The sequence below is a fragment of the Mycobacterium sp. 852013-50091_SCH5140682 genome, assembly GCF_001665685.1.
GTDB lineage: Bacteria > Actinomycetota > Actinomycetes > Mycobacteriales > Mycobacteriaceae > Mycobacterium.
Map to the genome: position 1 here is coordinate 44,898 of NZ_LZTB01000039.1, position 23,025 is coordinate 67,922.

The 23,025-nt window shown below is 65.1% G+C and carries 37 protein-coding genes; 30 read left to right on the plus strand and 7 right to left on the minus strand.

What is annotated here, in order from left to right:
• Positions 1 to 20: 20 nt before the first annotated feature.
• Positions 21 to 323: a DUF732 domain-containing protein gene (locus A5784_RS13125; protein WP_064945344.1), complete on the minus strand. Its 303-nt coding sequence runs from the start codon at positions 321 to 323 to the stop codon at positions 21 to 23.
• A gap of 98 nt (positions 324 to 421) precedes the next feature.
• Between A5784_RS13125 and A5784_RS13130 the strand changes: the two genes are divergently transcribed.
• Complete coding sequence (locus A5784_RS13130; protein ID WP_064945345.1) at positions 422 to 1,000, plus strand: HhH-GPD-type base excision DNA repair protein; 579 nt, start codon at positions 422 to 424, stop codon at positions 998 to 1,000.
• Positions 1,001 to 1,088: 88 nt separating this feature from the next.
• Here the strand turns inward: A5784_RS13130 and A5784_RS13135 are convergent, their stop codons facing one another.
• Positions 1,089 to 1,742: a nitroreductase family protein gene (locus A5784_RS13135; protein WP_064945346.1), complete on the minus strand. Its 654-nt coding sequence runs from the start codon at positions 1,740 to 1,742 to the stop codon at positions 1,089 to 1,091.
• A gap of 35 nt (positions 1,743 to 1,777) precedes the next feature.
• Between A5784_RS13135 and A5784_RS13140 the strand changes: the two genes are divergently transcribed.
• Positions 1,778 to 1,927, plus strand: coding sequence for a DUF1059 domain-containing protein (locus A5784_RS13140; RefSeq protein WP_018598918.1), 150 nt, complete (start codon positions 1,778 to 1,780; stop codon positions 1,925 to 1,927).
• A 76-nt stretch (positions 1,928 to 2,003) separates the two neighbouring features.
• Here the strand turns inward: A5784_RS13140 and A5784_RS13145 are convergent, their stop codons facing one another.
• From A5784_RS13145 to A5784_RS13170, 5 genes are all read right to left on the minus strand, one after another.
• Positions 2,004 to 3,179: a tyrosine-type recombinase/integrase gene (locus tag A5784_RS13145; protein WP_064945347.1), complete on the minus strand. Its 1,176-nt coding sequence runs from the start codon at positions 3,177 to 3,179 to the stop codon at positions 2,004 to 2,006.
• A gap of 78 nt (positions 3,180 to 3,257) precedes the next feature.
• Positions 3,258 to 3,659, minus strand: a complete 402-nt coding sequence (locus A5784_RS13150) for a DUF2510 domain-containing protein (RefSeq protein WP_064945348.1) — start codon at positions 3,657 to 3,659, stop codon at positions 3,258 to 3,260.
• Between the two features lie 92 nt (positions 3,660 to 3,751).
• The gene (locus tag A5784_RS13155; RefSeq protein ID WP_064945349.1) at positions 3,752 to 3,976 is read right to left on the minus strand and encodes a DUF3263 domain-containing protein; all 225 of its coding nucleotides are present in this window, start codon (positions 3,974 to 3,976) and stop codon (positions 3,752 to 3,754) included.
• Positions 3,964 to 4,413 (minus strand): hypothetical protein, encoded by a 450-nt coding sequence (locus A5784_RS13160; RefSeq protein ID WP_064945350.1) that lies wholly within the window; start codon positions 4,411 to 4,413, stop codon positions 3,964 to 3,966. Before A5784_RS13160 ends, A5784_RS13155 begins: the two co-directional genes overlap by 13 nt.
• A gap of 450 nt (positions 4,414 to 4,863) precedes the next feature.
• Positions 4,864 to 5,685: a hypothetical protein gene (locus A5784_RS13170; protein ID WP_156750532.1), complete on the minus strand. Its 822-nt coding sequence runs from the start codon at positions 5,683 to 5,685 to the stop codon at positions 4,864 to 4,866.
• A gap of 483 nt (positions 5,686 to 6,168) precedes the next feature.
• Between A5784_RS13170 and A5784_RS13175 the strand changes: the two genes are divergently transcribed.
• The 28 genes from A5784_RS13175 to A5784_RS13305 all read left to right on the plus strand — a co-directional run bounded on the left by A5784_RS13175 (position 6,169) and on the right by A5784_RS13305 (position 22,762).
• Complete coding sequence (locus tag A5784_RS13175) at positions 6,169 to 6,456, plus strand: helix-turn-helix domain-containing protein (RefSeq protein ID WP_082944812.1); 288 nt, start codon at positions 6,169 to 6,171, stop codon at positions 6,454 to 6,456.
• A gap of 52 nt (positions 6,457 to 6,508) precedes the next feature.
• Entirely contained in the window at positions 6,509 to 7,330 is an 822-nt protein-coding gene (locus tag A5784_RS39140; RefSeq protein WP_232006030.1) for a phage regulatory protein/antirepressor Ant, read from the plus strand.
• Between the two features lie 115 nt (positions 7,331 to 7,445).
• Positions 7,446 to 7,640 (plus strand): hypothetical protein, encoded by a 195-nt coding sequence (locus A5784_RS13185; protein ID WP_502687513.1) that lies wholly within the window; start codon positions 7,446 to 7,448, stop codon positions 7,638 to 7,640.
• A 76-nt stretch (positions 7,641 to 7,716) separates the two neighbouring features.
• Positions 7,717 to 8,211, plus strand: coding sequence for a hypothetical protein (locus tag A5784_RS13190; RefSeq protein WP_064945355.1), 495 nt, complete (start codon positions 7,717 to 7,719; stop codon positions 8,209 to 8,211).
• A 234-nt stretch (positions 8,212 to 8,445) separates the two neighbouring features.
• Positions 8,446 to 8,745, plus strand: a complete 300-nt coding sequence (locus A5784_RS13195) for a hypothetical protein (RefSeq protein WP_064945356.1) — start codon at positions 8,446 to 8,448, stop codon at positions 8,743 to 8,745.
• On the plus strand, positions 8,742 to 9,086 hold the full coding sequence (locus A5784_RS13200) for a hypothetical protein (RefSeq protein ID WP_064945357.1): 345 nt from the start codon (positions 8,742 to 8,744) through the stop codon (positions 9,084 to 9,086). The genes A5784_RS13195 and A5784_RS13200 overlap by 4 nt, the downstream gene beginning before the upstream one ends.
• Positions 9,083 to 9,220 (plus strand): hypothetical protein, encoded by a 138-nt coding sequence (locus tag A5784_RS38270; protein WP_156750533.1) that lies wholly within the window; start codon positions 9,083 to 9,085, stop codon positions 9,218 to 9,220. The genes A5784_RS13200 and A5784_RS38270 overlap by 4 nt, the downstream gene beginning before the upstream one ends.
• Positions 9,217 to 9,396, plus strand: a complete 180-nt coding sequence (locus A5784_RS13205; protein WP_064945358.1) for a hypothetical protein — start codon at positions 9,217 to 9,219, stop codon at positions 9,394 to 9,396. The genes A5784_RS38270 and A5784_RS13205 overlap by 4 nt, the downstream gene beginning before the upstream one ends.
• Positions 9,393 to 9,590: a hypothetical protein gene (locus A5784_RS13210; protein ID WP_064945359.1), complete on the plus strand. Its 198-nt coding sequence runs from the start codon at positions 9,393 to 9,395 to the stop codon at positions 9,588 to 9,590. The genes A5784_RS13205 and A5784_RS13210 overlap by 4 nt, the downstream gene beginning before the upstream one ends.
• The gene (locus tag A5784_RS38775; RefSeq protein ID WP_064945360.1) at positions 9,587 to 9,766 is read left to right on the plus strand and encodes a hypothetical protein; all 180 of its coding nucleotides are present in this window, start codon (positions 9,587 to 9,589) and stop codon (positions 9,764 to 9,766) included. Before A5784_RS13210 ends, A5784_RS38775 begins: the two co-directional genes overlap by 4 nt.
• The gene (locus A5784_RS13220) at positions 9,766 to 10,749 is read left to right on the plus strand and encodes a DEAD/DEAH box helicase family protein (protein WP_064945361.1); all 984 of its coding nucleotides are present in this window, start codon (positions 9,766 to 9,768) and stop codon (positions 10,747 to 10,749) included. The genes A5784_RS38775 and A5784_RS13220 overlap by 1 nt, the downstream gene beginning before the upstream one ends.
• A 540-nt stretch (positions 10,750 to 11,289) precedes the next feature.
• Positions 11,290 to 11,592: a hypothetical protein gene (locus A5784_RS13225; RefSeq protein ID WP_064945362.1), complete on the plus strand. Its 303-nt coding sequence runs from the start codon at positions 11,290 to 11,292 to the stop codon at positions 11,590 to 11,592.
• Positions 11,592 to 12,245: a hypothetical protein gene (locus A5784_RS13230; protein WP_064945363.1), complete on the plus strand. Its 654-nt coding sequence runs from the start codon at positions 11,592 to 11,594 to the stop codon at positions 12,243 to 12,245. Before A5784_RS13225 ends, A5784_RS13230 begins: the two co-directional genes overlap by 1 nt.
• Positions 12,242 to 12,535, plus strand: coding sequence for a hypothetical protein (locus A5784_RS13235; protein WP_064945364.1), 294 nt, complete (start codon positions 12,242 to 12,244; stop codon positions 12,533 to 12,535). Before A5784_RS13230 ends, A5784_RS13235 begins: the two co-directional genes overlap by 4 nt.
• Entirely contained in the window at positions 12,535 to 12,942 is a 408-nt protein-coding gene (locus tag A5784_RS13240) for a hypothetical protein (protein ID WP_064945365.1), read from the plus strand. Before A5784_RS13235 ends, A5784_RS13240 begins: the two co-directional genes overlap by 1 nt.
• Positions 12,939 to 13,139 carry a hypothetical protein gene (locus A5784_RS13245; protein ID WP_064945366.1) on the plus strand — a complete coding sequence of 67 codons (201 nt, stop codon included), beginning with the start codon at positions 12,939 to 12,941 and terminating at the stop codon, positions 13,137 to 13,139. Before A5784_RS13240 ends, A5784_RS13245 begins: the two co-directional genes overlap by 4 nt.
• On the plus strand, positions 13,136 to 15,706 hold the full coding sequence (locus A5784_RS13250) for a DNA methyltransferase (protein ID WP_064945367.1): 2,571 nt from the start codon (positions 13,136 to 13,138) through the stop codon (positions 15,704 to 15,706). The genes A5784_RS13245 and A5784_RS13250 overlap by 4 nt, the downstream gene beginning before the upstream one ends.
• Before the next feature lie 70 nt (positions 15,707 to 15,776).
• On the plus strand, positions 15,777 to 16,115 hold the full coding sequence (locus A5784_RS13255; RefSeq protein ID WP_156750535.1) for a hypothetical protein: 339 nt from the start codon (positions 15,777 to 15,779) through the stop codon (positions 16,113 to 16,115).
• On the plus strand, positions 16,112 to 16,486 hold the full coding sequence (locus A5784_RS13260) for a hypothetical protein (protein WP_064945369.1): 375 nt from the start codon (positions 16,112 to 16,114) through the stop codon (positions 16,484 to 16,486). The genes A5784_RS13255 and A5784_RS13260 overlap by 4 nt, the downstream gene beginning before the upstream one ends.
• Positions 16,483 to 18,201, plus strand: coding sequence for an SNF2-related protein (locus tag A5784_RS13265; RefSeq protein ID WP_064945370.1), 1,719 nt, complete (start codon positions 16,483 to 16,485; stop codon positions 18,199 to 18,201). The genes A5784_RS13260 and A5784_RS13265 overlap by 4 nt, the downstream gene beginning before the upstream one ends.
• Positions 18,201 to 19,322 carry a DUF5131 family protein gene (locus tag A5784_RS13270; RefSeq protein ID WP_064945371.1) on the plus strand — a complete coding sequence of 374 codons (1,122 nt, stop codon included), beginning with the start codon at positions 18,201 to 18,203 and terminating at the stop codon, positions 19,320 to 19,322. The genes A5784_RS13265 and A5784_RS13270 overlap by 1 nt, the downstream gene beginning before the upstream one ends.
• A gap of 126 nt (positions 19,323 to 19,448) precedes the next feature.
• On the plus strand, positions 19,449 to 19,655 hold the full coding sequence (locus tag A5784_RS13275; protein ID WP_064945372.1) for a hypothetical protein: 207 nt from the start codon (positions 19,449 to 19,451) through the stop codon (positions 19,653 to 19,655).
• A complete protein-coding gene (locus A5784_RS13280; RefSeq protein ID WP_232006031.1) occupies positions 19,648 to 20,163 on the plus strand; it encodes an ASCH domain-containing protein in 516 nt (171 codons plus the stop codon). The genes A5784_RS13275 and A5784_RS13280 overlap by 8 nt, the downstream gene beginning before the upstream one ends.
• The gene (locus A5784_RS13285) at positions 20,156 to 20,548 is read left to right on the plus strand and encodes a DUF4326 domain-containing protein (RefSeq protein ID WP_064945373.1); all 393 of its coding nucleotides are present in this window, start codon (positions 20,156 to 20,158) and stop codon (positions 20,546 to 20,548) included. The genes A5784_RS13280 and A5784_RS13285 overlap by 8 nt, the downstream gene beginning before the upstream one ends.
• A 121-nt stretch (positions 20,549 to 20,669) precedes the next feature.
• Positions 20,670 to 21,545 (plus strand): hypothetical protein, encoded by an 876-nt coding sequence (locus A5784_RS13290; RefSeq protein ID WP_064945374.1) that lies wholly within the window; start codon positions 20,670 to 20,672, stop codon positions 21,543 to 21,545.
• The gene (locus tag A5784_RS13295; protein ID WP_064945375.1) at positions 21,542 to 21,994 is read left to right on the plus strand and encodes a hypothetical protein; all 453 of its coding nucleotides are present in this window, start codon (positions 21,542 to 21,544) and stop codon (positions 21,992 to 21,994) included. The genes A5784_RS13290 and A5784_RS13295 overlap by 4 nt, the downstream gene beginning before the upstream one ends.
• On the plus strand, positions 21,987 to 22,409 hold the full coding sequence (locus A5784_RS13300) for a hypothetical protein (RefSeq protein ID WP_064945376.1): 423 nt from the start codon (positions 21,987 to 21,989) through the stop codon (positions 22,407 to 22,409). Before A5784_RS13295 ends, A5784_RS13300 begins: the two co-directional genes overlap by 8 nt.
• Positions 22,406 to 22,762: a hypothetical protein gene (locus A5784_RS13305; RefSeq protein ID WP_064945377.1), complete on the plus strand. Its 357-nt coding sequence runs from the start codon at positions 22,406 to 22,408 to the stop codon at positions 22,760 to 22,762. Before A5784_RS13300 ends, A5784_RS13305 begins: the two co-directional genes overlap by 4 nt.
• Positions 22,763 to 23,025 lie beyond the last annotated feature (263 nt).

Here is a 23,025-nt window from a genome sequence, read left to right on the forward strand (position 1 = left end):
CGAGGCCGCCAAGCCGCTGATCACTGAACCGGGCAGGCGTACTTCCTGGCCACGTCCATCACCCGATCCTGCGCCCCTGGGCCGATCACCCCTTGCGCGGCCAGCTCCAAACCGATGTATCCGGGTATGCCGCCGATGCAGGCCTGGTGCGCAACGCGCCACGCGGTGTCCGGATTCAGGTGGTAGCCATTGCGGTCGAGCCCCTGCATGTAGTCGTCGAAAGCCGGCGTGCCCTGGTCCGGTATTGCATTGGCGGTGGCGGCCAAGCCAATAGCGGTGACCACTGCTGCGAAAAGAGCTGCAACCACACGTTTCATGTCCATCTCCTATGGGCATATCCACCCGTCAACGCGTATACGTTTACACACCTCACCGACACAGACGGCAAAATCTCGGCATCGTCTGGTCTTAAACTGGCGAGGTGGCGAAACTGCAGCTAGTTCAAGACCCGGCCGCCGATGCCCTGCTCGAGGAGAATCCGTTCGCGTTGCTGGTGGGCATGCTGTTGGATCAGCAGATCCCGATGGAGACGGCGTTCGCGGGCCCCAAGAAGATCGCGGACCGTATCGGCGGCGTCGACGCTGTCCAGATCGCCGAGTACGACCCGGAGGCGTTCGTCGCGCTGTGCTCCGAAACGCCTGCGATCCACCGGTTTCCGGGGTCGATGTCCAAGCGGGTGCAGGCTCTCGCGCAGGCCATCGTCGACGAGTACGACGGCGACGTGACCAAGCTGTGGACCGCGGGCGACCCTGACGGCAAGGAAGTGCTGCGGCGGCTCAAGGGTCTGCCCGGTTTCGGCGATCAGAAGGCCCGGATCTTTCTGGCGCTGCTCGGCAAGCAGTACGGCGTGACCCCGAAGGGCTGGCGCGCCGCGGCAGGCGATTACGGCAAGGCAGGTACCCACATGTCGGTGGCCGATGTGGTCGACGCCGGGTCGCTGCAGAAGGTGCGCACGTACAAGAAGGAAATGAAGGCGGCAGCCAAGGCCGCCAAGGCCTGATCTCCTGTTGGCTCTGCGGCTGTGGCGTGGACGTGCGAGTGGGCAGTGCCGTCACCGCAGAGTCAGTGTGGACGGCTAGCGGATAGAACTAGAACGGTTCACCGTCGAAGCGCTCGCGGGTGGCGATCTCGCTGACCGGCCTGCGGGTGAGCTTGGTGAACTGACGCACGGGCTTGCCCATCGGCACCACCGCGGCGATTGCAAACTGCTCGGGTATGCCGAGCAACGCCTTCACCCGCGGCTCCTCGGGCACCGCCATGGTCGTCATCACGCCGCCGAATCCTTCATTGCGGGCGGCCAACAGGATGTTCCACACGAACGGGTACACCGACGCGCCGGATACCACGCCGATCCGGTCGAGATTCTGGTCGAGCGCGGCCACCACGCCAAGGTCGACACAGACCACCAGCACCACCGACGCTTCCAGCAGCGGGGTGGCGGGCGGCACCTCGACTGCGGCGATCTCTTCCTCGGACACACCGGGGGAATGCAAAGGGTTCCAAGGGTTCTCGCCGTTGCGCTGTTGTGCGATGTACCGGCGCGCGCCGGTGACGCTGAGGTCGGAGAGCGCCTCGCGGGTGTGCTGGTCGCGGATCACCACCACGCGGGTGCCCTGCCGGTTGCCGCCGCTGGGGGCAAACCGGGCGTTGTCCAGTATGCGTTCGACTACCTCGTCGGGCAGTGCCTCGCCGGTGAACTGACGGGTGGCGCCGGTGGTGCGCATGACGTCGTAGATCTCCATGCCTACATCTAACTCATCTATGCGATGGTGTTGATATGGCGAAGACACATCTCAACTGCCCGTGCGGCGAGGCGATCACGGGAACCGACGAAGACGATCTGGTCGAGAAGGCCCAGGCGCACCTCGCCGAGGCGCACCCGGGCCGCGAGTACGACCGGGACATGATTTTATTTATGGCGTACTGACGCTGTACCTGCATAAACAGGGCAAATCGGGCGGGCTTGACGGACGAATACCGTATTTTCCCCGTAAATTCATCCGTCACCCGGCCTGACCAGCCCACTTATCCAGCACGTCTCGGGCGTCCGGCCCGATCGTCCTCCGCTGCGCATAGTGGTGCTCCGTCGTGGACAGCTGGCTGTGCGACAACTGGGCTTGCGCCGCCTCGATGCCCAGCCCGTCACGAACCACCGTGCCCACCGACCGCCGGAACGAGTGCGGCGTCACCCACCGCAGATCAGGGTGCGGCTTCAGAGCCGCCCGGAACTGCTTCGAGATGCTCGACAGCGACACCCAGCCGCCGGACTCACTCACCAGCACGGGCCCGTCGACACTGCCGGTCCGACCGAACAGTTCGGTCAGCACCTCCACGCCGAACTTCGGCAGCATCACCGTGTGCGGCGGGGCATCGTGCTTGCGTGAGTCCTGCCGGTGCAACGGCTTCCCCGGAATAGCACCGTGATCGAGCAGCGTCCCCGATACCGTCGCGGTCGGCGGGTCGCCGAGCAGATCGACCTCCTGCCACTGGATAGCCAGTACCTCACCCGGCCGGTCACCGGTAGCAGCCAACAGCTCGACGAACGCGCGGAGCATCGGGCCCTTCGGCCGACCGCCCCGCGGGCTCGGCAGACAGTAGACCCGGATCGCCTCACGCACCTGCTCCAACTCCGCCGCGGTAAGGGAGCGCACCGCCTTCTCCTCGGCCGCCACGGCGCGGGTCTCCCGGATCGGGTTATGCCGCACGACGTCGAACCGGGTCGCCAAGCCGTACATGCCGGACAGGACCGTCCGCAACTGACCTGACGGCCCTGACGGCAAAGCCTTGAGGTGCGCATCGGCGCGGCTGGTCAGCAACTCGCGGATCCGCAGCGCGCCGAGCTGGTCGGCGCCGTGGAGCCGCCACGCCTTCCGGTACTGACTCTCGGTCTGCGGCTTCAGCCCATCCTCGGTGACCTTGATACTGATCCACACCTCGAACAGCTGCGACAGCGTGGTTCGCTCTCCGATGACTCCGGCCGGCGCGGTGGATTCCAGCTCGGTCTTGATGCGCCGCAGCAGGGTGCGGCGCGCGTCCTCGGCCGACTTCGCCGACGATGCTTCCCGCTCCCGCAGCTTCCCAGTGTGCAGGCGCACATAGGTTGTGGCGTACCACACGCCGCCCTTGCGGGTCGTGGTGATCTTGCCGTGCTCACCTGGCTCTAACCGCTGACGGGGCATGCCTTGCCGTTCTTCATGGTTCGGTCCTTCTGTCTTTCGCGCGGATATTCACGAGCACGCTGAGAAATCAGATCGGGCCTAGTTCAGCTTGTTGCCGCTGGCATCGGGGATCGCGCCTGCGATCATCATGATGCCCTCGATCAGCACCCAGATGCCCAGCGGGACAAGGATGACCATCCCTATCCCGCACAGCATGGTGGTGATCAGTCCGACCACTCCCAGTGTGAGTTGGATTCCGCCCAGCGAGGTGTACCCGAGGTAGAAGCGGCCCAGGCCGAAGAATCCGAGGAACAGCTGCAGTAGGCCAGCGACCACACCGGATTTCGGAGGGCGCTGCGTCTGGTTGGGGAACGGGGCGAGCTGGTCGGTCCATGTGTGTCCGTCCCAATAGCGTTGCGTCTGCGCCCCGTGGGGGTCCGGGTACCAGCCCGGCCCTGCCAGTGGTGGCGTCGCGCGGGCGGGTGGTGCTGCCGCTGGCATGGGGGAGAATAGCCCGCACTTCGGGCACCGGAATGACTTGGCTTCACCACTGGTCTGGAGTCGGGCCTGGCACTTCGGGCACACAACAGTGATCACGATTCCCCCCGACTCCGAGTTGACACCCGGCGAAGCCTATTGACGGTGACGGAATCGTATTCCAGCGCTGGCCTGTGCGTGATCAGAGTCGCCAGGCGCTGGTAATAGCGAACGGGCGAGAAGCCGAGCGCCCGGATCGCATCCTCTTTCCCGCCGACCGTGGCGAACCACTGACATTCGAGATCCAGCATCGCGCGATCCCTATCGGTCAGGGAATCCATAGCCACTCATCCGCCAATGCGTGCTCCAGCTCGGCTGTCTCGATCGGATCCAGGGTGGTCATGCGGGTGTGCAGTGTGGGCACGTCCACCCAGAGGCTGTCGGCCAGCATGTACCGGTCACCGGACGGACAGGCACGGTAGGCATCGATCAAGTGCGGCAGGGTAATGAGCCGCTGGGCCGCGAGCTGGTCCACGATCTGTTCCTCGAGCGCGAAGGCCGCCGGATCATCCGGCGGGACCCCGCGCTCCAAATGGATCAATTCGTGGGTGAGCGTGCAGCGCCGCTTCACCTGGTTGAGGCGCCGGCACAGCCAGATCCGCTGGTCCCGGAAACTCGTCAGTCCCCACGTCGTGTCGGGAAGTTGATGGTCCCGGTGGATGCGCCAGTCGGGGAAGATGTCCCCGGCGTGCTTCCACGGATGCCAGCGGTTGCTCATGAACCGGGAAGGTAGTTCACAGGTCTGACAAAACAGGCTCTGACCTCGAATAACAGCGTTGTTATTCAGTCGCTGGAAGTTGGTCTGAGGTGGTCCATCGAACAAGCCACCCTGTACGACACCGCCTGAGGGCTAGCGGTTAGTTTCACCCCGTTTCCTCGCTGGCGAATCGGCCGTACTTTCGTCTGTAATCACTGTCCATAATGAACGCGATTTGGTGGAGCTTGGGCGCAATGACATCCATGACGAAGTTCGCGTGATCAGTCGCGACCTTGCTGCTCAGGAGCGCTGCGTAGGCCTGTGCGAACTGTATTGCCTGCTCGTCACTGAGTTTCGACGGATCGATAGCGCTTAGACGCTGCTCGATTGCCTTACCTTGATCGTGTACCACTGATAGACCCCCTGAGCTTTCCGAAGGTCAAGCATATGTGACCCGCTCACTCCAACTCGTTATTGGCTATCGTCTTTCGGCTCGTCCGGCACATCCCGCGCCGCGAGGGACGCATCGTTCTCCCAGTCAGGAACGGCGTCGTCGTCATCCCAGTGCGCCGGACGGACCACCTTGCTGGCCGCTCCAGCCGCAATGTGAGCAGAATTCGCATACTGCTCGGCTTCTTCGATCATGGAGTTGATGCCTGCCGCCAGTTCGGGGTTGGCGCTGCCCTGAAGCCGGCGCAGAAGAGCCAACATCGCCCTGGCGTACTCCCTGTTGCCGATCGGCGTATCCCGAATGCGCGCGTAGGTGTCTCGAAGCTGGTCCACTTCGGCGGTCATATCCAGGGCGGGATCGATTCTGGCTGCGCGAGCAAATAACTCGTCCATCTCGGCGTCAAATTGGCCGAACAACTCAGTCGACCGGAGCTGCTTGACTACACCCGGCCTGCTGCCGGGTGGATCCTCCTCGATTTCGTCGCCTTCCGACGATGCTGGCGATTGCGTCGCAGTTTCCAAGTCATCGCTGTCCTCCTCGTTGGTTTGATGTGGCAAAAAAGCTAGATCGATCTGCGGACGCGGGGGGTTGGGGCCCCACTTATCTGCTTCCGTGAATTCGGCTACGACCTTGGCGAGTTCGTCTTTGTATGTCGCGATCAGCCCCAGCACGCCCGAACCCATGAGTAACCCGAAACCGGCATGAGTGAAGTCGCGAATCTCGGAGGGATTGCAGCCCAGCTTCGCGGCCAGCGGAGCGAGCTTCCACGCCTCGCGAACGCCGTTGAGAAGTTGGACCTGGCGGTCAACCTCAGCTTTGCCGTCGCGGCCGACGCGCTCCATTGCAGCCGTTGTGGTCCGAGCAATCTCGTCTGCAGGGTCATCCTCGAGCATGTGAACCGATATCGGCCTGCGAGTGTCTATGGGTTCGCCACCGGCAAGGATTCTGTCGATACTCCCGACATCCCAGCGCAATGCCGCTTCTAGAGCAGCGCCGGTTCCGTCGCGGAACTCCGTGTGCTTTCCGCCTTCGATGAGCCGAAGCGTGGCTGTTGAAGGACCTCCCGCGTTCTGAATATCCGTCTGAGTCTGTCGGAGTTCCTTTCTCCGAGCTCGGACTAGTCGCCCCAGTCGCTGTGCGGGCGTCTCGTTTGTCATACCGGAAGCCTCCCATCCGATGTCGCGACAAGTCTAGTGAAGGTATGACAAGTCCAGCGACAGTTCAGCGCTGTTATCGATAGTTACATGGTTGTCATTCAGCAGATCAACCATCGAAAACTGCGGTCGTGCTTGCGGTACTAGCGATGGTTGTCTAAAGTTGTCACCATGCCAGCGATGAAACCGCTAGGGCCCATGGTCCGGATCAAGCAAGTGCGAATCGATCACAACCTAAGCCAGACACAGCTGGTCGAGCGGATCGCGGAGCAGGGGGTTGAGATCACCGTCGCCGGGATCTCAAACGTCGAGAACGGCAACAAGAAGGCGAGCGACCGCCTCTTGAATGCATGGGCTAAAGCGCTCGGAATCGACCCGCTGGACGTCTGGCACGGGCCACTACGTCCCCCTGTTGAGCCCGCCAATTCGCCCAGTCGACGCAAGTCGCCGGCCGCATAAGAAAGCCCCCACCCATGCAGGGGTGAGGGCCGCGACAACGAAGGAGAAGTTCGTGTCAGAGCTTGAGACTACCGGCAACGAGTTGGTTCAGGTCGGAGCCGACGGCGAACCGTTCACCACGTCGCTGGTGATCGCCGCCGAGACAAGCAACCAGCACAAGAACGTGCTTGCGCTCATCCGCAAGCACGTGGGCGACCTGAACGAGGTCGGAAGGGTCGCGTTTGAAACGCGACCCTTTGAAACGGCAGGCGGGACTCAGCGGCGCGAGGTCGCACTGCTGGACGAGCCTGCCGCCGCGTTGCTCATCACCAATCTGGGCGGAAGCAAGGTGGTGTTCGACTTCCGCAAGCGTCTTGTCGCCGGGTTCTACGCGATGCGGCAGATGCTCGCAGAGCGCGCCCCCATTGCTCCGGTCATCGCGCTGCCCGATCGCCGCCAGCTGGCGCAGATGGTCATCGAAGAGGCCGACCGTGCTGACGCCGCCGAGGCCCAGGTGCGCGAGCTCACCGCGCCGGCCCGGTCCTGGCAGTTGCTCGCTGACGCCAAGGGCGACTTCTCAGTCGCCGAGGCCGCGAAGATCCTCTCTCGCGACCCATCGATCACGACGGGGCGCGATCGCCTGTTTCAGTACATGGCAGATCAGAAGTGGGTCTTCAAGTCCCGCAACCCGCGCGGCGGCTGGGAGGCGTACCAGACGGCCGTCGACACCGGCCGCCTGGTCGAGAAGCCCGCGAAGCCGTTCCTGAATTCCAGGACTGGCGCCTACGAGCTCCCCGCGCCGACCATCCGCGTCACCGCCAAGGGGGTCGGAAAGCTGCACGAACTGATGGGCGGCACTGAGCCGATTCGATTCGTAGTCGGTGAGGCGTCGTGACCGGTCTCCTGATTGCCCTCGTCGTGCTGCAGTCCGTATCGCTGCTCGTCCAGCTGAGCCATGCGGGCGCAACTCAACGACTTCTCAACCTCGCTGCGCCCGGGCGGAGGTCGATGTGAGCAACTGGTTGAACGATTGGCGGGCGACGGCCGAGAAGCTCGGGGGGATCTCGCGGGCGAAGGTGTTCGACCTGTGGGCGTCGGGAAAGCTCGAATCGAAATTGATTGGGACACGTCGGTTTTCGACGGATGAGCAGATCGCCAAGTTCATTGATGCACTTCCGAGTGTGGTCGATAAGAGGTCCGCGTGATCGACATTCTGTTTCTGCTCGGCGGCCTGGTGCTCGCGCTCGTGACCGGTGCTCGGCTCAGCTTCCGGAGCATCCGATGAGCCCGCTCGAGGCAGTGTTCGCGTTCTTCGGTGAGGGGCTGCGCACGATCGCCGCCATCGTCGACCCCGTTTCCGCCGAACCTCTGGCGGGGAACGACGACTTCGAACCCGCTCGCCAAACGCCGCGTGCTGTGGGGTTGCAGCATGCGGACGCCCCCGGGGAGGTGAGCGACGGTTTCCTAGCTACGGCGCCCTCCCCGGGGGACCTCACGGACTCAGATCTGCTCTACGAGCTGGCTGGCGCGCTGTTCGTGTTCGCCCGTGACGCGCACGACCGCATTCCAGCGCTCATCGATGCGGCCCGAGATCGCGCCGCACAGTTCCTCGCGATCGAGTCCGAGCCGGATGCGTCGGTGTCGCACGAGGATCTGGCCGCGCACATCACCGCCATTTGGACGTCATGCATCGAGCGCACTCCGCGTATTCGGTTCCACGGAGTCTGCGACGAGATTGTGCGCGACCTGCTGGCCGAATACCGAATCACCAAGTAGGAGAGGTACTTCCAATGAACTTTGTATCGCTGGTCGAATCGCTGGTCGCCCAACAGCGCCGCTGCGGCAGGGACTTGTGCCAGGTCCGCAACTGCGCGCGATGCCGGCGGGGCCGCCAGTGGCGGGCACGTATCGGCGATCGAGACGTCACCGCCAAGTAGAAGGCGGGCCACCCCTGCCCGGGTGACCCGCCGAAACACCGGAACAAACACCAACGCAGAAAGGACGATTCCGATGCCAAACCCGAGTGTAGCCATCTGGCTGACCCGATCTTCCGAAGGCGACTTCGGCGCCCGCGAGTCGGGCAACTACGAGGCCGAAGACCTCGCGATTACGGACGACACCGAGATCGTCGTCGAGCTCGGCGGAGACACCTACATCAGGACCACTGTTGGTCGGTGGCGCCGCCTCGTTGAGGCCGTCGATGGCGCCGTCGCGGCCATCCCCGCCAAGCGTGAGGAACGTCGCGAATTCAAGCGCCGAAGTGACGAGGTCGTGGCCCGGCGCGCCGCCGCCAAGGCGGTGTCCGCATGATCGGGATCAAGACCGCCTTCGGATTCGCGGCGGCCGGTGCCCTGGCCGCGGCGATCGTCACGCACGCACCCGTGGCCCATGCTGACGGCAACCTGTCGAACCGGGAAGCCGCGTACGTCCTGGCCTATGGCGCGGGCGCGGTGTGCCCGACGATCGATGATTTCCCCAGCATCGCCGGGGTTGTCGGTGTCGTGAAGGGCATCGCTGCCGACGGGTTCACCTATGACGATGCCGTCGACATCGTCAACGCGTCGGTCGGCAGCTACTGCCCACGACACTGGTCACTGCTGCAGCAGGTGGGCGCGTACTTCCGTGGTGAAACTGGAAGGCAGGCAGCATGATCCGCGAAACTGTCACGCCGATCGCCTGGCTGATCGTGGCCATGACCATCGTTGTCGGCGCGGTGTTCTTCCTCCCCCCGACTGCGAACCCTGACCTGGCCGCCCCGATGGCGGTGAGTGGTGAGCGCCGGTGAGCTTCGCACCGCGACTGTTCTTGTGCCCAGTGTGCTGGCGGGCCGTTCAGCCGACGATCCACTCGAACATTCCGCAGCATTTCGACTCCATCCGCGAGGACATCTGCCCGGCGTCCGGTGAGCACTATCGGATCACGATCGAACGTCGGCCCGAGTTCGAAGGGGTCGCATCGTGACCGCCGGCATCGGGGACAGTCGACCAGCGCAGTGGCGGGCCATGCTCACCGAGGTCAACAACCAGGCCGCTGACCTGTCCGGTGAGCTCGGCGGAACCGACAACGTGGTGGCCGAGCGGCGAATGATCCTGACGTCTTTGCGCCGCAACCTCACCCGCGCACTCGACGACATTCAACGACTGGAACAGCCATGAAAGTCAGCTGCCTGGTGTGCGGTGGGGCGGGGTTCGTGAAGGCCGCACCAGTTCAGGTGACCGCCGAGTGGACCGGATCCAACCCCATCCCCGCGCACACCGCCCGCACCTCGTGGGACGACGCCGTCGTCGTGCCCTGCTTCGCCTGCACACCGCCGACCGGAAGGCCCACTTAGTGCCGATCAAGACTCGCTATCCAACGGGATCTCTCCCGTGGCCGCTGGTGCTGCTGGAGGGGCCGGAGCTGTCCGGAAAGACATACGCGGCAGCGGAATTCACGGCGTCTGAGCGGGTGGGGGACTGCTATTGGCTGCCGGTCGGAGATACCCCACCGGACGAGTACGCGGCCATCATGGGTCCCGACTGCCTCGTGGTCGAGCACAACGGCGCCTGGTACGACATCCTCAGCCAGGTAGCCCAGATCCATGCTGTGGCACTGGATTCGGATCCGGGAGACCCACCAACGGTGTTGGTGATCGACTCGATGACGTGCGAGTGGGAACTGCACAAGGACTGGATCACCGCCCGGGCCAGATCCACCAAGTCGGCGCAGAAACTGCTGCGAGAGGACCCGAACTCCGAGATCAAACTGTCGCGTGCCCTGTGGGACGACGCCGGCGGCCGACACGACGACCTGATGCGCCTTCTGAAGACGTTCAACGGCATCGTGATCGTGACCGCACGGTGCAAGGAGACGGTCGTCGACAGTGACGGCCGGATCATTCCCGGGTCGGAGTACCGTGTCGACGCGCACCGTGGCCTCACCCACGACGCGTCGGTGTGGGTACGCCTGTCCCGGGACGAGAGACCGACGCTGATCGGCTGCCGCGTGGCCGGGGTCGGCGCCGTCCCGGGTGTCGACAAGTCGTTGCAGTTCGACGACTTCCGCCTGGACGGGCTGCTGTTCGACGTTCTCGGCTACACGCCGGCCAGCGCGCGGCCCCGCGTAGTGACACCACTGGTGGCCGACGAAACCGAGCTGGCCGCCCAGGCCCGCGCCGCGGTCCGCGAATACGTCACCCAGCACCGACTCAACGAAGAACAGGTGCTGGCCGCCTTCTACCGGCAGCACGGCGAAGCACTTCGAGAATGCCGAGACGTCGCCGTCATCCTCCAATTCCTCAAGCAGCTCAGGCAATCTCGCCAGGAGGCATCGTGAGCCGCCGCGCTACCGGGTTCCCACCTCTGGTTCGAACTCTCATCTACGAGCGGGCTGCCGGCCGGTGTGAGCGCTGCGACGAGTGGACAAGTGACTGCGAGATCCACCACCGACGTCCTCGTGGCATGGGCGGAACTCGCCGTGAAGACAGCAACACAGCATCGGCCGGGGTGCTCCTGTGCGCCGCCTGTCACCGGCATGTTGAGAGCTATCGGGCGAAGGCTTTCGACGACGGCTGGCTCGTACGGCAGTCCCACGACCCGAAGGCGGAGCGTCTCTTTCGTCGTGGGCAATGGGTCTTCCTCGATGACGCGGGCGGCATGCGTCCCGCACCGGCACCAGAACAGGACAAGGCGTCATGACCATGTGCGCGGGCTGCCATCACCACCCTCACCCGGATCGGCGCTGCCGGGTGAAGCGCGTCGACGGGCCCGCATCCCACGATGGCCGCCAGGTCGGCGACGACTACGAGCACACCGGCCGCAACGTCACCCAATGCGCCTGTGACACATACACACCCGAACTGAACGGAAGCGTGGCATGAACACCTGCGAAGACGAAACCGAGCCTCTCGGCGAATCACCCGACGTCCCGGCCCGCTACGACGCTGGCATCGGCAACACCTTGGCCGCGATCGAGCGCGGAGCCGTCATCGGTGTCCTGTCCGCCGCCGACCAGATCACCGCCACAGCGCAGCTCGCCGACCGGCAAGCCCGCGCGATCACCGCGGTGCGCGCGCTGCACCCGGCCGTCAAAGACCTGGCTGGCTACACACTGTGTCACTGGTGTGGCAGCCACTACCCGTGCGCAACGGTCCGTGCGATCGACGAGGCGGGTGCGTGATGACCGGTTACCCGCCTGCAATGACGTTGCGGCCGTTGACGGGATGGCCGATGCAGTTCACCGTGGATCGGAAGCCGTCGCGGTTCGAGTCGTCGTTCCCCGACACCATCAAGCTGCTCGACCGGGAGCTCCGGCTCCTCGACCCGAACGACGGGTACTACCCGCCGTCGATACTGCAGCTCGCGATCGACGAATCGAAGTTCCGCCGCGACGGGATGCCCCGCGCCGGTGCCACCCCAACGCATCCGGGCGTCATCCTGAACATCGAGCCGCGCAACCGGCCCGCGCTGTCGTTCCCCTGTGACACCTTCACCCACTGGCACGCCAACCTCCGTGCGATCGCGCTGACGCTGGAGGCGCTCCGGAAGATCGACCGGTACGGGGTCACCCAGACCGGGCAGCAGTACCGCGGCTGGCAGGCACTACCAGCGGCAGGCGACACCACCGTGGCCATAACTGTGGATGCGGCCGCCGACTTCCTGCGCACGGTCGCCGGCGAGGAAGGCCGCGGCCTGGACCTCAACACCGTCGCGCAGACCTACCGCCGCGCCCGTGCGAACTCGCACCCCGACCGTCACGGCGGCGACCAAACCCAGTGGGACCGCGTCGAGGCGGCCGCCCAGATACTCCGCAGCGCCGGGGTGCTCTCATGACGGAGGCCAAAACGTTCGACGACGCGGTGGCCGAGCTGAGGGCCAAAGAGCAGCGGGAGCGGGAGGCGTCTCGGAAGCGCCTGTTCCTCTTCGCGTTGGAGTCGGTAGACACCGACGGGTTGCCGCGCGTCTCGGGTTACACAGTGGAGACCCTTCTCAGCAGGGGGCTCATCGAGGAGACATCGGATGTCTGCCGGTTCCGGCTCACCCCGGAGGGGCGGATCATGTTGCACGCCAACCCTGCCGAGCAGCCCGCATCGGATGAGCTCGCACTGTTCGGGGCGGTGTGATGGCCGCCGTCCTGCTCACCGAGGATCAGCGGTGGCTGCTGTACGTCGCAGCCCGGCACATTATGCCGATCGCCCTGATCGATCCCGACTATGGGATTGCCAGCCTCAAGCAGAGCCACGCCGGCGGATGCTGGCCGCCCGGGCGCCCGCTGGTGCCCGAGTGGCTGAACTCGTACCAGGTCACCAAGTCGGGGATCGCTGGCGGTGAGGCGCCAGGCCTCACGCGCGTGACGGTCACCTGGGGACAGCTGAAGCGGTTCGCGCAGGAGCTGCCTGTTGAGCTGCGGGCCGTGCTGATGGCCGCGCGCAAGGCCGACCGGAACAACTGCGACGCGGCAATGCTGACAGTGCTTGGCCTGGACAAGGATTCACCGGGCCAGCTCGAACTGTTCGGAGTCGCATCATGATTGGCACGACGCTCACGTTCCTGGAGCGGTACGACGAGCTGCACGGCCTCGATCTGCCGGACTGGCAGGTCGCGAAGCGCATGGGTATCACGCTGAGTTCGTTGGAGCGGCAGCTGGAGCGTTACCACCGTCCGGTCAGCGAGCTACTGCGTGACCTCGCGCGTGAGGAACGCGAACGTCACAGGGCGGCATCATGACCGCCCACGTCAGGTCCTACAGCGAATTCTTGGCCGACAAGGTGCGGTTCGATTCGACGTTCGGCCATCACGTCGACCTCGAGGACATCCACTCGATCCTCAACCCGCACCAGCGCGACATCGTGCACTGGGCCGTCGCCGGCGGCCGGCGCGCGATCTTCGCCAGCTTCGGGCTCGGCAAGACTGTGATGCAGCTGGAGATCCTGCGCCTCACCTTGGCCTGCGAGGCCGCGGCCAAGGGGTACCGCGGCGCATCGACGTCGGGTAGGCCGAACATGCCCGGCCTGTCGGCGCTGATCGTGTGCCCGCTCGGCGTGCGACAGGAGTTCATGCGCGACGCCAAGATGCTTGGCATCAGCGTCCGGTTCATCCGCTCCACCGCTGAGCTTCTGGAGCCGAACACCTACGCCGACATCTACTTGACCAACTACGAGTCGGTGCGCGAGGGGAAGGTCGACGTCAGCTGGTTCACCGCGGTCAGCCTCGATGAGGCGTCGGTGCTGCGGTCGTTCGGCAGCAAGACGTTCCAGACGTTCCTGCCTCTCTTCGACGAGGTGCCCTATCGGTTCGTCGCGACGGCCACCCCGTCACCGAACCGGTACAAGGAACTGATCCACTACGCCGGGTTCCTCGGCGTCATGGACACCGGGCAGGCACTCACCCGGTTCTTCCAACGCGACTCCACCAAGGCCAACCACCTCACGCTCTACCCGCACAAGGAACGCGAGTTCTACCTGTGGCTGAACACCTGGGCCACGTTCATCCAGAAGCCCAGCGACCTCGGCTACTCCGACGACGGTTATGACCTGCCCGAGCTCGATGTGCGCTGGCATGAGGTCGACGTTGACCACTCGGCGGCCGGCGCTGACCGCGACGGCCAGGGTCTGTTGTTCAAGGGCGGTGTCCTGTCCACCGTCGACGCGGCGCGGGAAAAGCGCAGCTCGATGCCGGCCCGCATCGCGAAGGCCTGCGCGCTGGTCACTGCCGCTCCCGATGATCACTTCATCTTGTGGCACGACCTCGAAGACGAACGCCGCGCGATCAAGGCCGCGATCCCCGAAGCCGTGGAGGTCTACGGGTCGCAGGATCTCGACGAGCGCGAGCAGCGCGTCATCGACTTCAGTGACGGACGGTTCCGGATCCTGGCCACCAAGCCGTCACTGTCCGGGTCGGGCTGCAACTTCCAACGGCACTGCCACCGCGCAGTTTTCGTCGGCGTCGGGTTCAGCTTCAACGACTTCATCCAGTCCATCCACCGCATCCAGCGCTACCAGCAGACCCACACCGTGCGTATCGACGTGATCTACGCCGAATCCGAACGCGAGGTCGTGCGCACCCTGCAGCGCAAATGGTCCGAGCACAAGGAGCTGACCGCCACCATGTCGAGCATCATCCGCGAGCACGGGCTGAGGCCGGCCGAGATCACCGAGGCGCTGCAACGGTCCATCGGCGTCGACCGCATCGAAGCCAGCGGCGAAGGCTGGTTGGCCGCGAACAACGACTGCGTCATGGAAACCGAAGCGATGGAATCGGATTCGGTGAACCTGATTGTCACGTCGATTCCGTTCGCCAACCACTACGAATACACCCCGTCCTACAACGACTTCGGGCACACCGACGACAACCAGCATTTCTGGCAGCAGATGGACTACCTGACACCACAGCTGCTGCGGATCCTCGCGCCCGGGCGCATCTACGCCTGCCACGTGAAGGACCGGATCCTGTTCGGCAATGTCACTGGTGCTGGCGTGCCGACCGTGTCACCTTTTCATGCTGAGGCGATCTTCCACGGGCGCAAGCACGGATTCGACTACCTCGGCATGATCACCGTCGTCACTGACGTCGTGCGCGAGAACAACCAGACCTACCGGCTCGGCTGGTCCGAGCAGTGCAAGGACGCCACCAAGATGGGCGTCGGCAGCCCGGAATACGTTCTGCTGTTCCACAAGCCGCAGACGGATCGGTCCAAGGGGTACGCGGACACTCCGGTCACGAAGTCCAAGGACTATTACACCCGGGCCCGCTGGCAGGTCGACGCGCACGCATTCTGGCGCTCGAGTGGTGACCGCCTGCTCACCACTGACGAACTGGCCGCGCTGAAACCCGACCAACTGTCGCGGGTGTTCACCGAACACACGCTGCGCGAGGTGTACGACTACGAGTCCCACATTCAGATCGGTGAGGCACTCGAGGGCCGTGGCGCGCTGCCCGCCACGTTCATGTCGCTGGCGCCAGGATCCTGGTCGCCGGAGGTGTGGCACGACATCAACCGGATGCTCACGCTGAACACCACGCAATCCCAACGCGCACAACAGATGCACGTGTGCCCACTGCAATTCGACATCGTCGACCGGCTGATCACCCGATTCTCCAACCCCGGCGATCTCGTCTTCGACCCATTCGGCGGACTGATGACCGTGCCGGTGCGTGCACTCAAGGCCGGGCGCCGCGGCCGTGGTGTCGAGCTGAACACCGGCTACTACCTCGACGGCGTCAAGTACCTCGAAGCCGAGGAACGTAAGCGCGACATGCCCAGCCTTTTCGACCTAGATGCGGAGGCATCGTGAACGCGGAATCGATGCTCCGACACCGAAATAGACGACGTACTACCGGATCAATGTGGACCAGGAGGACACGATGAGTGACGCGCGCGAGAAGGTGGCCGAAGCGATCCGGAACGCGCGCGGTTGGAAGCCAGAGCACGGTTTCGGGTACACCGAACACCTCGCCGAGGCGGCTATCACCGCGCACCTGGCGGCACTCGGCCAAGGCGGCTACGTGGTGGTGGCACTGCCTGAGCCTGTCGTCACCGAGTCATTCGGAACCGAATGCCTGCAGTGGCTTGACGGTGAAGTGTCGTTCTTTCCCGCTGAGGGTCGGCTGGAACTCGACTACCGCTCTATCACCCCGGAGGTGGCCCGCAACATCGCCGCTGCCCTCGTCGCCGGCGCCCAGGCTGCGGAGGCGGCTCGATGACGGGCGCGGAAGCGGCTGAGGCGGTCGCGGAGTACCTCTCGGGGTTCACCTACCAGTGGACGTCTGAGGTTGAACTGCAGCAGGCGATCTGGGATGTGCTGCCGGTCCGGTTCTTGGCGGAGCGGGAGCGTGCCTTGTCGAGTCGGGACCGTCCCGACTTCATGGTCAACGTGCACGGCCTGTCGGTGGCGATCGAGGTGAAGGTCGCCGGCGCACGCAACGCGGTGCTGCGGCAGCTCGGCCGCTACGCCGAACACGACACTGTCGACGCCATCGTCCTGGCGTCCGGCCGCCGCGTCCTGGCCGCCGCAATCCCCGAGATCATCCACACCAAGCCCGTGCTGGCTATTCACCTTGGAGGCTGCCTGTGAGTGCCGTTGGAACCATCAAACGCCAGTCGCACTGGTGGATTTTGACCGCCGAACCGCACGTCATGATGCGGCTGAAACGTGTGCTGCCGGGTGTCGCGTTCGCGAAGGCCGACTCACTCGCGGTCACGGCGACTGAGGAGATGGCCCAGGAGATCGAGTGGGTGCTGCAGCGCTGGCCGTTTGAGATGACCACCGGTGACCGCGCGGAGCTGGCGGCGAAAGCACAAGCCGCCAATGAGCGTGAGGTGCTGGTGGACCGGATCCGCGCCGGCACCGGGTTCCTCACCCCAGGTCCCGGTTGGCTAACCCCGGCGTTCCCGCTGCGGGATTACCAGCGTCTGGCCACGGACCTGATCCGCACCACCGGATCCACGCTGATCGTCGACGAACTCGGCCTGGGTAAGACCCTGATGTCCCTGGCACTGCTCGAGGACCCGGCCGCGCGGCCCGCGGTGGCCGTCACGCTCACCGGCCTGCCCGGCCAGTGGCTCCGCGAACTCGGCAAGTTCTACCCCCAGTTGACCGGGGTGGAACTGAAAACCACGAAGCCGGACAAGGAATTACGCCGCATCACCAAGGGCGGCGACCACGTCGCCTACGACCTGATCGTCATGAACTACGCCAAGCTGGCCGCGTTGGGCCCGATGCTCGCCGACTTCGCGCACACGGTGATCTTCGACGAGATCCAGGAACTGCGCCGCACCGAGTCCCTGAAGTATGTGGGCGCAGAGCAGCTGGTGGCGAAAGGCGCAACAGTGTGCGGGCTTTCGGCCACACCGGTGTACAACTTCGGCGGCGAAATGTTCTCGGTGATGAACATCATCAAGCCCGGTTCCCTCGGTGGCCGCTCCGAATTCCTCCGCGAATGGTCGGGTGCCGGTTACGGCCGGGAGAGCGATTCGAAGGTGCGCATCAAGAACCCCGCAGCACTGCGCTCACACCTCACCCGCCGCGGCCTGTTCCTGCGCCGCACCCGCGCCGACGTCGGTATTCAACTGCCGGCCATCGAGAGCATCGAGCAGCTCGTCCCGTCCGATGCGAACATCCTCAACGAGTTGTCCGGCAACGCCATCGAGATGGCCCGCCTCATCCTGTCCGCCGACGCATCGAACACCACCAAGTGGCAGACCTCAGCAGAACTGGACTGGAAACTCCGCCAGGCCACCGGGGTGTCCAAGGCACCGTTCGTCGCGGACTTCGTGCGGATGCTCCTGTCCAGCCAGGAGAAAGTACTCCTGCTCGGCTGGCACCGCAGTGTCTACGACATCTGGATGGAACGCCTCCGCGAATTCAACCCCGTCATGTACACGGGCACCGAATCGGCCAACGCGAAAGCTGAAGCGTTCGAAGCATTCACGAAAGGCAATGCCCGCGTCCTCATCATGTCGCTGCGGTCCGGCGCAGGGCTCGACGGCCTGCAAGACGTCTGCTCCACCCTGGTGTTCGGTGAACTCGACTGGTCACCCGGCGTGCACCGCCAGGCCATCGGCCGACTCGGCAGGCCCGGCCAAACCAACGGCGTCCTGGCCTACTTCTGCGTCACCAAGGACGGCTCCGACCCGGTCATCCTCGACACCCTGAACATCAAGTCGATGGAGTCCGACAAGCTCATCGAACCGGACACCCACAACGGCACCGCCACCCCGGCCGAGCAGCCGCAACACATCAAACGACTCGCCGAATCCATCCTTGCTGCAGCGAAAGTGAATGCCTGATGTCCGACCGCACGAAGATCGAATGGACCCGCAGCGACGACGGAACACCCGGGGCGACGTGGAACCCGGTCACTGGGTGCACCAAGCTGAGCCCGGCCAGCCCCGGGTGCCAGAACTGCTATGCGTCGACATTCGCCGAACGCTGGCGCGGCACACCGGGCCACTACTTCGAGCGCGGGTTCGACGTGCAGCTCCGACCCGAGAAGCTCGACCAGCCGCTCCGCTGGACCCGGCCGCGCCGGATCTTCGTCAACAGCATGAGCGACCTGTTCCACGACCAGGTGCCCGACGACTACATCGCCAACGTGTGGGCCGTCATGGCTCGCGCACAGCATCACACCTTCCAGGTACTCACCAAGCGTCACGCTCGGATGCGGGCACTTTTGAACAGAGACGTATTCCGCCGCCGCATGTACGACCACCTCGTCTCGATCGACTACGCCTGGATTCGAGACACCCCGTTGACGTGGCCCCTGCCGAACGTATGGCTCGGTGTGTCGACCGAGAATCAGCAGTGGGCCGACATCCGCATCCCCGCACTGCTCAACACCCCGGCCGCCGTCCGATTCATCAGCGCCGAACCACTACTCGGCCCGATTGACCTGCGTCAGTCGCTCCGCTTGTGGAAGCCTCCCGACGATGCTGCGTGGCAGAGTGTGGTTCCGCCATTCACACCTGGACTCGGAACAGTGGGCGATGGTCCGATGGTTACTGCTCGGCTGCGGGCGCGTGATGTTCTGCACTGGGTGATCGTCGGCGGTGAATCCGGCCACCGCGCCCGGCCGATGCACCCCAACTGGGTGCGGTCGCTGCACCGCCAGTGCGAGACGGCCGGGGTGCCGTTCCTGTTTAAACAATGGGGCGAGTGGACACCCATGGCGCCAATCGTCAACGGCACGTACGACTTCAGCCGCGGCATCACCATGACCGACGACGGAAACACCTACCAACCCGGCGATCTCGACTACCCCGACGGCCCCCGCCGCGGCGAAGCGCAGCGGGCCGACTTCCCACACCACCACCCCACATCGATGTACCGCGTCGGCAAGGGGCGCGCAGGCCGCGAGCTGTACCACGACGGCCGCACTTTCGACGAGTACCCGGCGGTGGCGAATGGCTGACTGCGCACTCTGCGGCCACCCGCATGGGCCTGGTTGGTACCGCTGCCAGCACCGCGACGCCGACGGATTTATCTGCGATTGCCCGGGATACGAGGAACCCGCCGAAGACGAGAGTGAGGACAACAGGTGAGGGCACGGGAGAATCGCCGTCTGGCACTGCAATCCACGGCGGAGCTGTCGCGCGGCCTCGACATTCTCGATGCCCAGCTGCGTGCCGGCCAATTCCAGTCGGCCCGAGAGACGATCACCGTGCTGCGCGGCGTCGTCCTGGTCGCCGATGCCGCACTCGTCGAGTACCTCCGCAACACACCACTGGAGACCGACTGTGCCTGACCTACGCGCAATCACCGTCCGCCAGCCCTGGGCGTGGCAGATCGTCAACCAGCGCAAGAACGTTGAGAACCGCACCCGCAATATCGCGGGGAAGTACCGCGGTCCGGTCGCGATCCACGCGGGGCTCACGCCCGACCGGGACGCGCTGGCCCGGCTGCCGATGCGTGCACCCGAATGGGTCACGGCCACGCGGGTATTCGACTACGGCGTGATCCTAGGCGTCGTCGACCTGGTCGACGTGCACATGTCGAACAGTTGCTTTCCGCAGGACGAGCCATGCTGCGCGAGCGAGTGGGCTGAGCCGGGAGGCTGGCATCTGGTGCTGGCCAACCCGCGCCCAATCCCACTGAATCAGCAGCCCAAGTGCCGCGGCGCTCTCGGATTGTGGACGCCGCCGCCGGAGATCGTCGAGCAGCTGCAGGCGGTGATCGCCCCCACGATTACCGTCGGCGGCCAGACGCTGGCGTCGGTACTCACCTCGCGCTCGGGGTGGTGGACCTGTGCCTGAGCGGATCCAGCGTCAGCGTCGTGCAGGTGCACCGGGCATGACACCGGGTGCGGTGTATGTCGGGCGGCCGAGCAAGTGGGGGAACCCTTGGCGCATCGTGCGTGACGGCAAGTGGCATCGCGTCCAGCACGCCACCGACGATCGCACCGCGGGCTCGTTCGTCGTGTCCGAGTACGCGCACCGCACCGCCACCCGCTGCTACTACCAGGACCTGATCCAGGGCCGCCTGCCGTACACCGAGGACGACGTCCAGCGTGAGCTGGCTGGCCGCGACCTCGCGTGCTGGTGCACACCCGCGTTGCTGCTGCCCGGCGGCGGCCGCGACTGGCTCGGTCTGCAGTGCCACGGCGATGTCCTGCTGGCGGTCGCGAGCGGGGAGCACTGATGGGTCCTCCGAAACCGTTGTGGCCACCGCACGTGTGCATGCGTATGGGTCGGTGCCCGGCCTGCGGCTGGCACGTGAAAACACAATCTCATCACCCTGACTGCCCGAAGGGACTGACGACTTGAGGATCAGGTCAACCAAGCCAGAGTTCTGGCGTTCGGAGCGCATCGCGTCGGTCAGCTGGGACGCCCGACTGGTCCTCAAGGGCCTGGAATCGTTCGTCGATGACAACGGTGTCGGCAAGGACGACATCGCGCTCATCGTCGGAGATCTGTTCCAGCGCGACCTCGTTCGCGAACCTTCGCGAACCCTCGCGAGGGTGTCCGAAGCGCTCACCGAGCTTCGATGCGGTGGTCTCATCTGGCGCTACGAGGCGAATGACACAGCGCTGCTGTTCGTTTCGTTCTGGGAGACCATCCAGCGGGTCGACAAGCCGCAATCAGGACGTTTCCCCAGGCCAGACGGCACGATGAACTACAAAGACTCCATCATTCGCGAGCCCGACGCGAAGCCTCGCGAGGATTCGCGAAACCTCGCGCCTGGAACAGGGGAACAGAGGAACAGGGGAACAGAGGAGGATCTCTCACTCACCTTGGTAGAGGGGGGTGTGGGGGGAGACCCGTCACCGGCACCCGAGGCGTCGGGCAAGCCCGCCGCTGATGCCGAGAAGCCCAAGGGCACCGCGAGAGGCACACGTCTGCCGGACGGTTGGATGCCGGATCGATCCGTCATCGAAGCGATGAAGCTCGAATGCCCTGGCGTCGACCTGGAGTCGGTGCACCGCGAATTCGTCGACTACTGGCGCGGCGTGCCCGGCGCCCGCGGACGCAAGGTCGACTGGAACGCCACCTGGCGCAACCGTGTCCGCGAAGTCGCGGCCCGTGGCTCCCGGTACCGACCGGCCCCCGAGTCGCGGCCGTCGACGACCGACCAGCGCGTCGCCGCGGTGCAGGCGCTCAAGGAACCGGATGCCGGGCCGAGATTGGAGCTGGCGTGAAACGCAACGACGTGATCGACGTGCTCACCGCCGTCGCGGCGGCAGACCGGCGCACCGTCGGCAAGGCGGACGTCGACATCTGGCAGGCCGTCATCGGCGAACTGCCACTGGATCTCGCGCTCGAGGCTGTGCGAGACCACCTACGCGAGCACCCGGACACCTGGATTCAGCCCGGCCACGTGTACCAGCGGGTCCGCAAGATGCGCCGGGAACGCGACCGCCGCCCGTCCGACGAGTACCTCGCACTGTGCGATTCGAAGGCCGCCCCGGACGAGGCCCCCGCGGTGACCGCAGCGCGCCGCCAAGCCATCGCGGCGTTCGCCGGCGCCCGGGCCACCTTCGGCCGGATCACCAACAATCCGCAGCGGATCGCCGACATCGTGGCCCGGCAGCGGGCCGCCGCGCCACCAGCACCCATGACCGAACCAGGGGAGAACACCGATGGATGACCGTAGAGACCGCATCGCCCAGGACCGCGCGGCCGAAGCCGCGGCCGTCTGCGGCCCTCTGACACGGCGCGACGGCCAATGCAATTCGTCCGGGGGTACGAGCGAGGAAAGCAACCACGAATGCCTCTGTGTGCGGCCAGACGGGCACCAGGGCGACGAACACGGCTGCCCGTGTGGAAACACCTGGACGGACCCGCAGCGGCCCGCTGAGAGCTCGGCGGGACGACCGAAGGCGTCCGTGTACGCGCAGGAGACCATGGTCGGCACGTGGGTCTGGTGGATCACCTCAACCGGCAATCACGCCACGCTGGCCAAGTCGGTGCGCGGGTACGCCACCGAAGCCGCGGCACTGCGGTCCGCTCAGGCCGTCGCCGGACTCGGTGAGCTCGAAATCGACGAGAGGAACCGGCGATGAGCGATCGCATCGAAGCCGTCATCGCCGAAGCGCTCCGCATCGATGCGGATGACGCACCTGACTCGTGGTCGCAGAAGGTTTGGCCGCACCGCGCCAGAGTCGTCCTCGCTGCGCTCAAGGCTGCCCGTATCGCCGTCGTGGAACTGCCGGATCCGGTCCTGCACCCGCGCCACCAGGAGCGGGTGTGGGAGGTCGGGGACTCTCACGTCATCTTCAGCGAGAAGTGGGGCGACATCCGCGCCGATCTGGACTACGACAACGGCGATGACGACCCGCTGAAGCCGAGCGACGCGGAAGCATTCGCTGCGGCTCTGCTCGCGGCTGCCGCTGACGCCGCGGGGGCATCCCAATGAGCTTCGAAGCCAAGCACCCGGGTGTGTGCGGATTCTGCGGTGAGTTCTTCCCGGCCGGCACAGAACTCCGTGCCAGCGAGGACGACGGTTGGGTCCACTCGCCGACATGCCCCGAGCCTGTGGACGACGAACCACAGCGCAACGAACGTAAATGCCCGGATTGCTTCACCATTCACGCAGGAGAGTGCCTGTGAGCAGCTACGACGATCTGGGTGGTGGCCGAACCATCCCCGCGGCCTATGACGGGTGTATTCATCGGCCGT

Coding starts and splice junctions, on each gene's coding strand:
- A5784_RS13150 (WP_064945348.1), bottom strand. CDS start 3,659: ATGCCAGCGGCAGCACCACCCGCCCGCGCGACGCCACCACTGGCAGGG.
- A5784_RS13125 (WP_064945344.1), bottom strand. CDS start 323: ATGGACATGAAACGTGTGGTTGCAGCTCTTTTCGCAGCAGTGGTCACC.
- A5784_RS38270 (WP_156750533.1), top strand. CDS start 9,083: ATGATCCGCGAAACTGTCACGCCGATCGCCTGGCTGATCGTGGCCATG.
- A5784_RS13170 (WP_156750532.1), bottom strand. CDS start 5,685: ATGGAGCGCGTCGGCCGCGACGGCAAAGCTGAGGTTGACCGCCAGGTC.
- A5784_RS13300 (WP_064945376.1), top strand. CDS start 21,987: ATGGATGACCGTAGAGACCGCATCGCCCAGGACCGCGCGGCCGAAGCC.
- A5784_RS13305 (WP_064945377.1), top strand. CDS start 22,406: ATGAGCGATCGCATCGAAGCCGTCATCGCCGAAGCGCTCCGCATCGAT.
- A5784_RS13235 (WP_064945364.1), top strand. CDS start 12,242: ATGACGGAGGCCAAAACGTTCGACGACGCGGTGGCCGAGCTGAGGGCC.
- A5784_RS13270 (WP_064945371.1), top strand. CDS start 18,201: ATGTCCGACCGCACGAAGATCGAATGGACCCGCAGCGACGACGGAACA.
- A5784_RS13230 (WP_064945363.1), top strand. CDS start 11,592: ATGACCGGTTACCCGCCTGCAATGACGTTGCGGCCGTTGACGGGATGG.
- A5784_RS13175 (WP_082944812.1), top strand. CDS start 6,169: ATGCCAGCGATGAAACCGCTAGGGCCCATGGTCCGGATCAAGCAAGTG.
- A5784_RS13255 (WP_156750535.1), top strand. CDS start 15,777: ATGAGTGACGCGCGCGAGAAGGTGGCCGAAGCGATCCGGAACGCGCGC.
- A5784_RS38775 (WP_064945360.1), top strand. CDS start 9,587: ATGAAAGTCAGCTGCCTGGTGTGCGGTGGGGCGGGGTTCGTGAAGGCC.
- A5784_RS13225 (WP_064945362.1), top strand. CDS start 11,290: ATGAACACCTGCGAAGACGAAACCGAGCCTCTCGGCGAATCACCCGAC.
- A5784_RS13190 (WP_064945355.1), top strand. CDS start 7,717: ATGAGCCCGCTCGAGGCAGTGTTCGCGTTCTTCGGTGAGGGGCTGCGC.
- A5784_RS13245 (WP_064945366.1), top strand. CDS start 12,939: ATGATTGGCACGACGCTCACGTTCCTGGAGCGGTACGACGAGCTGCAC.
- A5784_RS13200 (WP_064945357.1), top strand. CDS start 8,742: ATGATCGGGATCAAGACCGCCTTCGGATTCGCGGCGGCCGGTGCCCTG.
- A5784_RS13155 (WP_064945349.1), bottom strand. CDS start 3,976: ATGGATTCCCTGACCGATAGGGATCGCGCGATGCTGGATCTCGAATGT.
- A5784_RS13145 (WP_064945347.1), bottom strand. CDS start 3,179: ATGCCCCGTCAGCGGTTAGAGCCAGGTGAGCACGGCAAGATCACCACG.
- A5784_RS13240 (WP_064945365.1), top strand. CDS start 12,535: ATGGCCGCCGTCCTGCTCACCGAGGATCAGCGGTGGCTGCTGTACGTC.
- A5784_RS13135 (WP_064945346.1), bottom strand. CDS start 1,742: ATGGAGATCTACGACGTCATGCGCACCACCGGCGCCACCCGTCAGTTC.
- A5784_RS13260 (WP_064945369.1), top strand. CDS start 16,112: ATGACGGGCGCGGAAGCGGCTGAGGCGGTCGCGGAGTACCTCTCGGGG.
- A5784_RS13160 (WP_064945350.1), bottom strand. CDS start 4,413: ATGAGCAACCGCTGGCATCCGTGGAAGCACGCCGGGGACATCTTCCCC.
- A5784_RS13250 (WP_064945367.1), top strand. CDS start 13,136: ATGACCGCCCACGTCAGGTCCTACAGCGAATTCTTGGCCGACAAGGTG.
- A5784_RS13140 (WP_018598918.1), top strand. CDS start 1,778: ATGGCGAAGACACATCTCAACTGCCCGTGCGGCGAGGCGATCACGGGA.
- A5784_RS13195 (WP_064945356.1), top strand. CDS start 8,446: ATGCCAAACCCGAGTGTAGCCATCTGGCTGACCCGATCTTCCGAAGGC.